Below are 12,161 nucleotides of genomic sequence, written 5' to 3'. Positions count from 1 at the left end.
GTCGACATCTCGCCCGGCTCTTGCAGCCGGGCGATCCTGCTTGGGATGATCTCACCATGCGTGAACGGACGATCGGCCTTCTTCTAGCAGTGCCGGCCATCGCGACCATCGCCCTGCTTTACATGATGCCGCTCCTGGCCTCGGTGACGGGCGCCTTCGAGACGGAAGCGGGCTTCGGGCTCGACAACTTCATCAAGGCTCGCGATCTCTACACCACCGACATTCTCTATACGCTGCTGATCGTCTCGGCCTCGACGCTGATCATCGCGGCCTTTTCTGTCGCGATCGCCGGCTATCTGACCCTCGGTGAAAATCCGAAGGCGGTCGCGATCCTGCGCTGGCTCTATCGCTGGCCGCTCTTCATTCCGTTCATCGTGGTCGGGCAGGTGCTGCGCACCTTTCTCGCCAAGAACGGCCTGATGAACAATCTGCTGGTTGCCGGCGGTATCCTGACGCCCATGCAGACCATGTCCTTTCTCGACTGGCGCGGCATCGTCATCGCCTTCGTCTGGAAGCAGACCCCCTTCGTCACGCTGCTCCTTGCCGGAGCCATGGCCTCGATCGACCGGGCCACGATCGAGGCGGCGCGCAATCTCGGCGCATCGCGGCTGCGCATCCTGTTCGAGATCGTCGTGCCGCAGGTCAGGACAACGCTCTTCGTCGGCATGGTGCTGTCCTTCGTCACGATGATGTCGGTCCTGTCGGTGCCGCTGATGATCAGCGCGCAGTCGCCGACCATGATCACCGCCGACATCGCCTTTCGCATCAATGCCTATGGCGACTATGGCGTTGCCAACGCGCTTGGCATGATCTCGCTCATCATGACCATGGCGGTAGCGATCTTCTATCTCAGCCATAACCTCAAGGAGAAGGCGCGATGAGCGCGCTCTCGATGCAGGATGGGCGCGCTGCCGGAAAGCGCTTGCGGCTGCCCTTCGATCTGAAGTGGCTGCCGCGCGCGATCGTTCTCGGCCTCGTCGCCTTCGCGATCTTCGGCCCGCTCGCCAACCTTCTCCTCTGGACGGTCGCCGAGCGCTGGTACTTCCCCCACACGCTGCCGCTCGAATACGGCTTCAGCTATTGGGCCAAGGTGTTCTCGCCGCGGGGCGTTGCCTGGGAATCGCTCTTCACCAGCGTCTTCATCGCGCTTCTGGCGGTGATCGGCTCGCTGGCTCTCGCCATTCCGGCAGGCTACGCGCTCGGTCGCTTGAAACTGCCGGCGCGGGGGCTGATCCTGCTCGTCTTCCTGATCCCGCAGGCGTTTCCCAATCTGCCCGTCTACGTCAACATCGCGCGTTTCTTTTACGATGTCGGGCTGAACGGGACGATCGCCGGCGTCGTCCTCGTGCACGTGACCCACGGCCTCGTCTTTGCCGTCTGGATCGCCACCGCTTCTTTCGCCGCGGTCGATGCCGAGCTCGAAGAAGCCGCGCGGTCGATGGGGGCAGGGCCGTTCCGGGCCTTCTTCGACGTGACGCTGCCGCTCGCCTTGCCGGGCCTGATGGCCAGCGGCATCTTTGTCTTCCTGGAATCGCTGGACGAGTTCACAGGGGCCTATTTTGTCGGTGCGCCGGACGTGCAGACACTACCGCTCTTGCTCTACACGGCCGGGGCCGGCGGCAACTACCAGATCGCCTCGATCACTGCGCTCCTGCTTTTGATCCCGTCGATCTTCTTCATGCTCGTCGTCGAGCGCTTCCTGCGCGCCGATGTCCTATCGCGCATAGGGCATTAGGGGGCGCGATGGCGGACAAGCCGAAACGGCCGATCCCCGGTCAGAACCATGTCAGCGCCCAGCAGGTGGCGGATCGCGCCGGCGTCTCCCGGTCGGCAGTTTCGCGCGCCTTCACGCCGGGGGCCAGCATCGGCCGCGAGACCCGCGAACTGGTGATGAAGGCCGCCGAGGAGCTGGGCTATCAGGTGAACGATCTGGCGAGAGGGTTGCTCGCCCGCCAGAGCCGGCTCGTGGGCATCATCGCGACGCGGCCGGAAGTCGGCTTTCGGGGCCATCTCGTTGCGGCGCTTTCGAAAAAACTCATTGCGAGAGGTAGCCTGCCGGTGCTCCTGAACACCGGCGACACGCCTGAGGAAATGCAGACCACCCAGAACATGCTTCTCGGCTACCGGCCGGAGGCGACCATCGTCCTGTCCGGTTCGCCACCGAAGACGATCCTGGAAGGAGCTCGTCGAACCGGAGCGCCGCTGGTGCTGATTGGGCGGTCCGAGCCGGGTACCGACAGCGTCCTCCCCGACAACATCTCCGCTGCCTCGCTGGCAGCCGAGCGCCTGGTATCGCGGGGCGCGAAACACATCGCCCTGGTCGGGGCGCGGATCGCCACCGAGACGATCGTCGAACGCGAGCGGGCCTTCCTCGCCGCGACCGAACGGCTCGGCTTCAAGGCCCGCGTCGCGCGGGGCGCTGACGCCAATTATGTCGGAGGCGAAGAGGCTGCGCAGGTTCTGTTCGGGGAGGCGACTCCACCGGATGGGGTGTTCTGCGTCAACGATCTTCTGGCAATGGGGATCGTCGATCACGCTCGCTTCGCCGCCGGTCGGCAGGTTCCCGACGACATGACGGTCATTGGTTTCGACGGCCTGCCGGAAGCGGCGCACGGCGCCTATCGGCTGACGACCTTCTTCCAGGACCCGGCGAAGGTCGCGGCTAAGGCCATCGAGCTTCTCGACCGGCGTCAGGCAAACCCGGCCGCCGATCCGGTTCTCGAACGCCTGCACCTCGGTTTCGTAGAAGGTGCGACCGGCTGAACCGGAGCGAACGGAAATGCGAAGGCTCCCATGAAGCTGATTCAGATCACCGACCTTCACCTCGTCACGCCCGGTGAGACCCTGTTCGGCCTCGATCCCCTGGCGCGGCTCGAAGCTTGCCTTGCCGATGTCGAACGGCACCACGCCGACGCTGACGCCATCGTCATCAGTGGCGATCTCACCCATGACGGCGAGCCGGCAGCCTATGAGGCTTTGGCCGAACGAATTGCCGAACTCACGTCGCCCGTTCACCTGATGCTGGGCAATCACGACCGGCGCGACACGTTCCGCGCGGTTTTCGGGGAGAGAATGTTTGAAGAGGGCTTCGTCCAGAAGAGCGTCGACCTGGCCGATGGGATGCTGGTGCTTCTCGACACGCTCAAGGAAGGGGCGGTCGAAGGTGAGCTTTGCGAAGCACGACTCGCCTGGCTGGAAACGCAACTCGAAGGGGCAGGCGAAAAGGGCGCCTATGTCTTCGCCCATCACCCGCCGTTCAGGCTCCACATGCCGGCTCTCGATGGCGTGCGCCTCGGCAATTCAGAGGCGTTCGCGCAGATTGCCCGCGAGGCCGGGAACGTGCGTCATATCTTCGCCGGCCACGTCCATCGGCCGGTGAGCGGCAACTGGCGCGGCCTCTCCTTCAGCGCGTTGCGCGGTACCAACCAGCAGACGGCCCTCGTGTTCGAAGACCGCTTCGTCACCAGTCACGAGCCGCCCGCCTATGCCGTCATCTTCGCCGACAGCGCCGGGGTGGTCGTGCATTTCCACGATTTCCTGGATCAGTCGGCCGAAGCGTTTGCGTCTTCCTGATTGCAGATCTCGCTGCACGTTCGGAGGCGGCGGCAATTTAAGGGAGAAGCCTCTGACCCATGGCGGTGCGGGTAGGGTCGTGAACCATCGCGTCGCCGGACGTCCTCCGATCTCAAGACGGCGATGAACGGCTCAGTGCGCCGAAAGGCCCGCCTCTCCGTGCCTGCGAGAGTCCCATGCAAAAGTCATGGCACTCCGATAAGTCCTGTCGATGACTTCAAATCCATCGAATCTCGACGGCGGCTAGGCTCTGTTCGTACGCACTCCAATTTCCGCTAACCAGTCGACTTCGCTTGCGTCAGAGAGATAATTGATGCCGGATCAGAACATTCATCCACTTGCCGAGGCCGCCTCGCAATTCGTTCGCCGCGTGGACTCGCGTGAGGCCGTGGTCGGGATCATCGGCCTCGGCTATGTCGGCCTGCCGCTGCTTCTGGCTTTTCATCAAAGCGGTTTTCGCACGATCGGCTTCGACATCGACCCGGCGAAGATCGAGGCGCTGGAAGCGGGGCGAACCTACATCCACCATATTCCCGATGGTCGCGTTGCGGCCCTTGCCGCCTCGATGCGGGCGCGGTTCACGACCGATTTCGATCAACTCGGCGAGGTCGACGCGATCATCATCTGCGTCCCCACACCACTCACCCAGTACCGCGATCCGGACATGAGCTTCGTGGAACGGACCGCCGAGGCCATCGCCCCGCATCTGCGCCGGGGGCAGCTGGTGACGCTGGAATCGACGACCTATCCGATGACCTCGGAAGACTTGCTCGCGTCGATCCTTGAGCGCGGCTCGGGCCTTGCGGCGGGACGTGATTTCGCCATTGCCTATTCTCCGGAGCGCGAGGATCCCGGCAATCCGGATTTCGACACCAACACGATCCCCAAGGTGGTGGGCGCCGATTGCGAGCCGGCGGGCGACATGGCGCAAGCGCTTTATGCCACGGTGACGAGCCGTGTGGTCCGTGTGCCGACGATGCGCACGGCCGAGGCCGTGAAGCTCACCGAGAACATCTTCCGCGCCGTGAACATCGCGCTGGTCAACGAGTTGAAGGTGATCTTCGACCGGATGGGAATCGACGCCTTCGAGGTGATCGATGCGGCGAAGACCAAGCCATTCGGATTTATGCCGTTCTATCCGGGGCCGGGAATCGGGGGCCACTGCATCCCGGTCGATCCGTTCTATCTGACCTGGAAGGCGCGCGAATTCGGCGTTCACACACGCTTTATCGAGCTGGCGGGTGAGATCAATTCGGGCATGCCGGAATGGGTCGTCGCCCGGCTGGTGGAGGCCATGTCCGACCGCCTCGGCAAGCCGATCCGCGGCGCCCGCATCCTTCTGGTCGGTCTCGCTTACAAGAAGAATGTCGACGACATGCGCGAGAGCCCGTCGCTGGTGCTGTGGGAATTGCTCGAATCCAAGGGGGCAACGGTCGAGTATTACGATACTTACGCGCCGGTCGTGCGGCAGACACGAAAGCATGGTCCGCTCGCCGGGCGCCGCTCCATCGAATGGAACAGTGAAACCCTCGAGACTTTCGATGCTGCATTGATCGCCACCGACCATGACGGTGTGGATTTGGAAGAACTGGTTCGCAAAGTTCCGCTGGTTGTCGACAGTCGTGGCGCGACGCGGTCGCTTTCACCTGAGCTCAGAGAGCGGGTCGTCCGCGCCTGATCGGTCTCAGAACCAGCGTTCGCGGACGTAGACCGTGTCCCCCGGCAGCAGCGGGTCGGAGGCCTGCACCCGGCCCGTGATGACCTGGTCTCCGATCTGCCGGGTGATGTCGACGCTCGACTGCTCGGCCCGCGCGGTATAGCCGCCGGCGATCGCGACGGCCTTCTGCACCGTCATTCCGGGCACATAGCTGTACTGGCCGCCGGTGGTGACTTCACCCATGATGAAGAAGGGGCGATACCGCTCCACCTGAACCGTGACGTCCGGGTCGTTCAGATAGCCGTCGCGGAACCGGTCGGCGAGTTCGACCTCGAGCTGATCGGCCGTGCGTCCGCGGGCGGGGACGTCACCGACGAGAGGAACCGCGACATAGCCGGCTTTGTCCACCGGATAACTGCCGGTGAGGCCGTCGTCTCCGAAGACGATCAGCTTGAGGACGTCGCCGCTGTCGAGGTGGTAGGGCTGGTTCAAGACGGCGTGAAATCCGTCCGGCGCCGGCTCGTAAGAAGCGCATCCGGGGAGCAGAAGAAGCATCGCGCAAGAAAGAGTTGCCAGCTTTGTCTTGATCATCCGTCTTCGCCCGATCCGGCGACCACCGCGGACCGTCCCGCCCCAAGATCGCTGACGGCATTATGATTTGGTTAGGGTTAACCATCGGTAAATATCGCTGATCTTTGCTGGAAACGCAGCCGTTTAACCGGACCGTTACCGATCGCGTCCATGGTTCGGGACAAGAAGATGCGCCAATCCGGCATCGGTCTCGAATTCGAACGGAATTACCTCCGCCATGAAGGCGAGGGGGTTCCAGGACCAGGCCGACCCAGTCATTGGCGCCTGCCGGGGATTTGCCATGATCAGCGAAAGAACCGCCGAAGCCGCCGCGCCCGTCGACATGCAGGACGATGGACCGGCTCCCGACCCGAAGCTTCAGCACCACACCGAATCGGCGAAAAACGACCGTTCCGCCGAGGCCGAGGCTGACGAGGATGGTGCGGCAAAGGAGCAAATCGCGACGTCGTTCGAACTCGCCCAGGCGGTGCAGAACAGTCCGATCGTGCGTCTCGTGGTTCTCTCGGCGCATCGCGCCGCGGGCAGCTTTGGCGGTGTCGAACTGGCGCGCCGGCTGGTCGGCGCGGGGCATGCCACGGTCGTCATCGACCTGACCCCGGACGACAGCGTGTCCCGTCGGTTGAGCCTGTCGCCCGACTGCCTCGGTTATGCCGACTTCCTGGCCGGCTCGGCCAATCTTGCCGAGATCATCCATCGCGATCACTACACCAACACGCATCTCGTGCCGTCGGCCGGCTTCGATCTGTCGACTGCCGACGAGGCGGCGCTTCAGCATCTCGATCAGATGTTGGAGGCCTTTTCCAAGGCCTATGACTACACGATCATCGAGTCGGATCCGTACGACGTCATCCGCCTGCCGGCGATCCTGGACGAGACGACGGCGGTCGTGATCGCGGGCTTGCCCCATCTCGACGACGCGATGATGGATGTCGCAGAAGACGTGCGCAGCCTCGGGATCGAGGACATCGTCTTCATGCCGACGATCCGCCGCGACAGTCCCGCCTGAGGGACGCCTATCGGCGCGGGACGGCTTCCATCCACTTGATCAGGAACATGGCCGGCACCACCCAGAGGACGCCGGTCGTCAGAAAATAGAGAAGGTGGATCCAGCCGCTCGACTCGGCGAGATAGAGCGAAGCGAAGGCCGTCGCGAAAACCGCGTAGACGATGACCAGGGCGAGCAGCACGAACGTCCCGATGAGTTTTTTCAGCCTGACCGGCATGGCGATGTTCCGTCTTCGATGCGGCAACCGGGCGGCCCCGAAGAAAGGGTCTCGGTGGCGGCATCAGTGTTTCATGCGAGGCGTGCCCGGGAACACTGTGCTTTCTGACTGCGCTCCGCCACCCCATGTGCGGCGATCGATCCGCTTGATCGCGCGCGGATTTGGGTGCAAAGCCGTGCCCCATGAGCACACTTGCCTATAGCCTCGAGCCCCGCTCCGCAACCGCGCGCGCGCGCGACCGATTGGCCATCCGCGGCTGGCTCTATGCCGTCGCGGTCGTGCTGTTCGCGCTTGTCCTCGTGGGCGGCGCGACGCGACTGACCGAGTCGGGTCTTTCGATCACCGAGTGGAAACCGATCCACGGCGTGATCCCGCCTCTCTCGGCGGGCGAGTGGCAGGAGGAATTCGACCTTTATCGCCAGATCCCGCAATATCAGCAGATCAATCGCGGCATGAGCCTCGACGAATTCAAGACGATCTACTGGTGGGAGTGGGCGCATCGGCTGCTCGCGCGCGGCGTGGGTTTCGTCTTCGCGCTGCCGCTGGCCTTCTTCTGGCTGACCGGACGGCTGGAGCCGTTCCTGAAGCCGCGGCTCGTCGGCATCCTCGCGCTCGGCGGGGTGCAGGGGGCAATCGGCTGGTGGATGGTCGCGTCGGGTCTCGTGGAGCGCACCGATGTCAGCCAGTACAGGCTCGCGACGCACCTGACGATCGCCTGCATCATCTTCGCCGCGACCCTGTGGGTGGCGAGTGGGCTCGCCCCGCGAAAGACCCAGGAGCGACCGGCACGAAGTACCATCCGATCCGGCCAGCTGATCATGGTTCTGGCGCTTGTCCAGATCTATCTGGGCGGCCTGGTCGCCGGGCTCAACGCTGGCCTGACCTTCAACACTTGGCCGCTCATGGACGGAACCCTCGTGCCGGGCGGCCTTCTCGTCATGGAACCGGCCTGGCGGAACTTCTTCGAAAACGTCATGACCGTGCAGTTCGTGCACCGTACGGGCGCTTACGTGCTGTTCGCCGCTGTCCTCCTGCACGCGGTGCTTTTGTGGCGAAAGGGCGTTTCGGAGCGTTTCCGGCAGGGGGCTTTGCTGCTATGCGCCGCCGTTACGGTGCAGGCGGCAATCGGCATCACCACGCTTCTCCTGGCCGTCCCGATCGGCTGGGCGCTGATGCATCAGGCGGGTGGGCTCGTGGTGCTGGCGCTGGCGGTGTTCCATGCCCGCGCCCTGAAGGGTGAGTATCCGATAATTTCGCAGGCTGCACGCGACTGAACACGACATGAACGATCGCTTCCGGCGTGGTTCACCCACGCACTGGCATCGTCTGATCATCGGCAATGAGGAACACGCCGAAGACCAGGCCACGCCATACGGAGAACGATCATGTTCAAGCAACTCGCCAAGACCCTCTGCGTCGTCGCTGCCCTCGGTGCGGCCGGCGTCGCCGCGCCGACCGCCGCATCCGCAGGCGGTCTCAACGCCTCCGTTTCGATCGGATCGGGCGGCGTCGACGTCCAACTCGTCGGCCATCGTCATCACCGCCGTCATGGTCACTGGGAGCGCCGCGGTTGCTCGCCGCGCCATGCCGTGCGCAAGGCTCGTCATCGTTTCGGCCTCCACCGCGCGCATGTTCGCCGCGTCAACCACCGTGCCGTCGTCGTCGCCGGACGCAAGCATGGGCACCGTGCCGTCGTGCGTTTTGCCCGTCAGCGGGGCTGCCCGGTGATTTCCTTTCGCTACTGACGCGAACTCGCCCCGCCATCGCGCTTGAACGCGACGGTAGGGCAGGGCGTCTGGCTCGCTGTCACGCCCGCATAAAGGCTTCAAGGAAGGCAGGGGCCGCCTCAGAAACGGCGGCCAGCGAATAGCCGCCTTCCTGGACGATGACGGTCGGAAGCTTCATCTGGCCGAAGAGCTTACCAAGCCTCGGATAGGCCACGCTCGTGACATCGAGCTTCGACAGCGGATCGTCCCGATGGGCGTCCCACCCCGCCGAGATCACCAGGGCCTCGGCGCCGAATCGGCCAGCTTCGTCGATCAGTCTCTCGACAGCGTCGATGAACTCTGTATCCCCGACGCTGGGGTCGAGCGGGAAATTGCGATTGCAACCTTCTCCAGAGTCGATGCCGGTCTCGTCCGCATAGCCGAGATAGTGCGGATAGTAGGCGGAAGGATCGGTGTGTGTGGAGCCGAAAAAGACGTCATCGCGCCCATAGAAGATCGTCTGGGTGCCGTCCCCGTGATGGGTGTCGAAGTCGAGAATCGCGACCTTGCCGTAGCGCTCCCGCAGGATTTCAGCCGCTATGGCGGCGTTGTTGAGAAAGCAGAAGCCGGATGCCCGGTCCGCATAGGCGTGATGCCCGGGTGGGCGACAGAGCGCATAGGCCGAAGGCGCGCCGTCGCGAACCGCTTGCGCCGCCGCGGTCGCACTCGCCGCTGAAGCGAAAACCGCTTCTGCGGTTCCCGCCGTCATCGCGCAGGACAGATCGCCGATATACCAGCCGGTCTGCCCGATGATCCCTTGCGTGCGTGGCGGTTCCCGGCGGCCACCTGGCAGATCGCCCATGCCGCGGCGAGGCGCGCCGGCGAAATAGGGATGGACGTTCGGAAGCGCCTCGGGACCGGCATTGGGAAGCGCCTGAAATCGCTCGAAGGCGGTCTCGAGAAAGTCCAGATAACGCACTGGATGAACGCGCTCGATGACGCGGCGCTCAAAGGGAGCGGGCTTTCGCACGACAAGGCCGCGCTCTGTCAGGCTTGCCATCAGGGTCTCGGCCCGGTCGGGATTTTCCAAGGGCCGCACGAGCCGGCCATGGACGCCATATTGGGTCGGCCGATGCGCCAGCTGCTCGCTAGAAAAGAAGATGTCCATGGCGTTGGTCCTCGAGATCGTCATGTCGCGTTGGCTGAGGAATACCAGCCAGCGCAACCGATCTCGACAGTACGCAGTGACCTGATCTCCGCAACGCGCGAAAAACCGGCTGCCGGCCATGGCCCGGGCCGCGTTCGACCGATTCTTCAAACCGAATGTCGCAGGTCACCTTTTAATCGCTCTAAAAAACCCTTAATTGGAGTCGACAAGCCGCGGCCCGAGCCACGCTCGAAGGGAGGGTCTTTTCCGATATGCGCCTCACGCGCCAGACGAACTATGCAATCCGAATCCTGATGTATCTCGCCGCCAATCCCGGCCGGCTGAGCCGGCTCGGCGACGTGGCACGCTCCTACGCCGCGCCGGAACCGTTCATGTTCAAGATCCTGCAGCCGCTCGTCGGCGCGGGCTTCGTGGAGACGGTGCGCGGCCGCAATGGCGGTATCCGGCTCGGACGGCCCGCGGAGGCGATTTCGCTCCGTGAGGTGGTCGAGCTGATGGAAGAGAATTTCGCCATGGCGGAGTGTTTCGACGGCGGCAACACGGATTGCCCCCTCGTCGTCAATTGCGAACTGAACTCGGCGCTGCGGCAGGCGCTCGAAGCCTTCCTGTCGACGCTCGGACGCTTCTCGATCGCCGATCTCGTCGAGAATCGTCCTTTCCTGTCCCGGACCCTCGGCATTCCCCTTGCCGCAGAGCAGGCTTCGCTGTCGTAAGCCGAGCATTTCACTTGGAGCGAACGGTTTGACCGAAGACGAAATCTGGGCGAGCGCTCCTTCGCCCTGCATCGACGTTTGCAAGTACAAGCGCAAGGGCCGCTGCATCGGCTGCTCGATGACTAAGGCGGAGAAGGAATCCTTCCCCCACAATGGCGGCCCTGACCAGAAGCGCGCCTTCATCGAAGGACTGATCGCGCGGCTCGAGGAGATCGGCCGCAATCCGGCGTTCTGGGCCTACACCTATCAGCGTAAATGCGAGCGCGAGGGCGTGCCTTGTCCGGTGACGATCGTCGAGGAAGAGACGGACGAGAAGAGCGCGGCGTCGTAGGCGTCTTTTCAGAAGTGTCGCGAATCAGGTTTGGGCGGAGCGTTCGCCGAACCTTGGATATGGGCTCCAGCGAACAAGTGCAGACTGAATTACGGCAGCACTAGCCGGTGCCTTGGAATGCGAGATTGCGCGAACCTCTGTTCGGCTACAGGATCGTGCGGTCCGGGTCTGTTTCGGTCGGTGTAGGAGGTGGGGGAGCGCCAGAAATCGAACCCGTAGAGCCAAAGCGCACCGTCGGCCACTAGATTGGAGAAGAGATCGATTCCCATGCAGCCGGTTGAGGGTCGCGATCCAATTTCTGCTCTCAAACGCTCCCAAGAGTCGGTTGGATAAAAAAACAGAGTCTTCGCGATTTCCGACGGGATTTCGTCTCGCCCCTTCGGTGACATCCAGGCAACATTCTGCGACGATTGCAGCAGGTCGGATCGAGGATACCCGATACTAGTATGTCGGTGCGCAGATCTGAAAAACCGGCGTGAATCATATGTTCCGCGCCACGGTTTATCCGAACAATGATTTCGTGTCTTTCTAAATTTTCGGGAAATTCACGATAGGACGCCGAATTTCCAATCAGTGCTACAGACTTGTTTCGCACCAGATCACTTAATTCGGCCAACTCTCGACCACCGGCTATTACCATGTCACAACGGAGACCGTCGTGGGGCGGTAGCTCTTGACTTCCCTGATCTTTGAATAGTGTTTTAGTAGTTCTTTGCTCCACCACTCCTTCGGGCGCACGGTGCAATGAGCATTTTCTCCGTTTGGCAAGATTTGAACTGCCTCGACAATGGAAATGTTGACGAACGCCCGCGGGGAGAAGTGTGAGATATCCGCCAAGACGGCGCTGATGTCGGTTTCTGGAATATGTTCGAGGACATCCGTATTGAGCACCAGATCGAATCGACGATTGGGACGAGCAGCAAATTCTGTAATTGCCGGGTCGAAGCGGAACGGAGTGGCGTCGTGGAGCTTCGCCAGCCAGTCCACAAGCCGCGATCTGCCGCAGCCGTAATCCAGTATCGTGTCTATATCATTGAAGCCGCAGACCGTTCTCTGGATATATCCAAGCTGCTGCTCGGAACTTGTCCCGTAGGCCTTCTTTTCTTCATGCAAGCAGGCGTACTGTTGGATGTATCTCTGTGCGACTTGTGAGTAGTGCACGATTCAACCTTCCTGCGACTCATCCGTCGGTGCGTTGT

The 12,161-nt window shown here is 62.8% G+C and carries 14 protein-coding genes; 10 read left to right on the top strand and 4 right to left on the bottom strand.

Translation table 11 applies throughout. The features are described 5' to 3' along the window. Positions 1 to 56 precede the first annotated feature (56 nt). From MF134_RS01420 to MF134_RS01400, 5 genes are all read left to right on the top strand, one after another. Positions 57 to 881 (top strand): ABC transporter permease, encoded by an 825-nt coding sequence (locus MF134_RS01420; RefSeq protein WP_255337600.1) that lies wholly within the window; start codon positions 57 to 59, stop codon positions 879 to 881. Continuing rightward, positions 878 to 1,735, top strand: coding sequence for an ABC transporter permease (locus MF134_RS01415; protein WP_457589929.1), 858 nt, complete (start codon positions 878 to 880; stop codon positions 1,733 to 1,735). Before MF134_RS01420 ends, MF134_RS01415 begins: the two co-directional genes overlap by 4 nt. Positions 1,736 to 1,743: 8 nt before the next feature. Beyond that, positions 1,744 to 2,763, top strand: coding sequence for a LacI family DNA-binding transcriptional regulator (locus MF134_RS01410; RefSeq protein WP_255337599.1), 1,020 nt, complete (start codon positions 1,744 to 1,746; stop codon positions 2,761 to 2,763). A 30-nt stretch (positions 2,764 to 2,793) separates the two neighbouring features. After that, positions 2,794 to 3,573, top strand: a complete 780-nt coding sequence (locus MF134_RS01405; protein WP_255337598.1) for a phosphodiesterase — start codon at positions 2,794 to 2,796, stop codon at positions 3,571 to 3,573. 313 nt (positions 3,574 to 3,886) lie between these two features. Next, a complete protein-coding gene (locus MF134_RS01400) occupies positions 3,887 to 5,251 on the top strand; it encodes a nucleotide sugar dehydrogenase (protein WP_255337597.1) in 1,365 nt (454 codons plus the stop codon). 6 nt (positions 5,252 to 5,257) lie between these two features. Here MF134_RS01400 and MF134_RS01395 read toward each other — a convergent pair whose 3' ends face one another. Next, complete coding sequence (locus MF134_RS01395; protein ID WP_255337596.1) at positions 5,258 to 5,821, bottom strand: polysaccharide biosynthesis/export family protein; 564 nt, start codon at positions 5,819 to 5,821, stop codon at positions 5,258 to 5,260. A gap of 280 nt (positions 5,822 to 6,101) precedes the next feature. Between MF134_RS01395 and MF134_RS01390 the strand changes: the two genes are divergently transcribed. Next, positions 6,102 to 6,827, top strand: a complete 726-nt coding sequence (locus tag MF134_RS01390) for a P-loop NTPase family protein (protein WP_255337595.1) — start codon at positions 6,102 to 6,104, stop codon at positions 6,825 to 6,827. 7 nt (positions 6,828 to 6,834) lie between these two features. Here the strand turns inward: MF134_RS01390 and MF134_RS01385 are convergent, their stop codons facing one another. After that, positions 6,835 to 7,044: a DUF2842 domain-containing protein gene (locus MF134_RS01385; RefSeq protein ID WP_255337594.1), complete on the bottom strand. Its 210-nt coding sequence runs from the start codon at positions 7,042 to 7,044 to the stop codon at positions 6,835 to 6,837. A gap of 182 nt (positions 7,045 to 7,226) precedes the next feature. Here MF134_RS01385 and MF134_RS01380 point away from each other — a divergent pair, with 182 nt between their 5' ends. Both MF134_RS01380 and MF134_RS01375 read left to right on the top strand, forming a co-directional pair. Continuing rightward, entirely contained in the window at positions 7,227 to 8,318 is a 1,092-nt protein-coding gene (locus MF134_RS01380; RefSeq protein ID WP_255337593.1) for a COX15/CtaA family protein, read from the top strand. Between the two features lie 111 nt (positions 8,319 to 8,429). Beyond that, the gene (locus MF134_RS01375) at positions 8,430 to 8,789 is read left to right on the top strand and encodes a hypothetical protein (protein ID WP_255337592.1); all 360 of its coding nucleotides are present in this window, start codon (positions 8,430 to 8,432) and stop codon (positions 8,787 to 8,789) included. 61 nt (positions 8,790 to 8,850) lie between these two features. Here MF134_RS01375 and MF134_RS01370 read toward each other — a convergent pair whose 3' ends face one another. Further along, on the bottom strand, positions 8,851 to 9,918 hold the full coding sequence (locus tag MF134_RS01370) for a histone deacetylase family protein (RefSeq protein WP_255337591.1): 1,068 nt from the start codon (positions 9,916 to 9,918) through the stop codon (positions 8,851 to 8,853). 251 nt (positions 9,919 to 10,169) lie between these two features. Between MF134_RS01370 and rirA the strand changes: the two genes are divergently transcribed. After that, positions 10,170 to 10,631, top strand: coding sequence for an iron-responsive transcriptional regulator RirA (rirA, locus tag MF134_RS01365; protein ID WP_255337590.1), 462 nt, complete (start codon positions 10,170 to 10,172; stop codon positions 10,629 to 10,631). Between the two features lie 28 nt (positions 10,632 to 10,659). Beyond that, the gene (locus MF134_RS01360; RefSeq protein WP_255337589.1) at positions 10,660 to 10,962 is read left to right on the top strand and encodes a DUF1289 domain-containing protein; all 303 of its coding nucleotides are present in this window, start codon (positions 10,660 to 10,662) and stop codon (positions 10,960 to 10,962) included. 633 nt (positions 10,963 to 11,595) lie between these two features. Here the strand turns inward: MF134_RS01360 and MF134_RS01355 are convergent. Beyond that, entirely contained in the window at positions 11,596 to 12,123 is a 528-nt protein-coding gene (locus MF134_RS01355) for a methyltransferase domain-containing protein (protein ID WP_255337588.1), read from the bottom strand. Positions 12,124 to 12,161: the final 38 nt, after the last annotated feature.

Source organism: Jiella marina (genome assembly GCF_024359545.1).
GTDB lineage: Bacteria > Pseudomonadota > Alphaproteobacteria > Rhizobiales > Rhizobiaceae > Jiella.
This window is presented reverse-complemented; position numbering and strand designations above follow the sequence as displayed.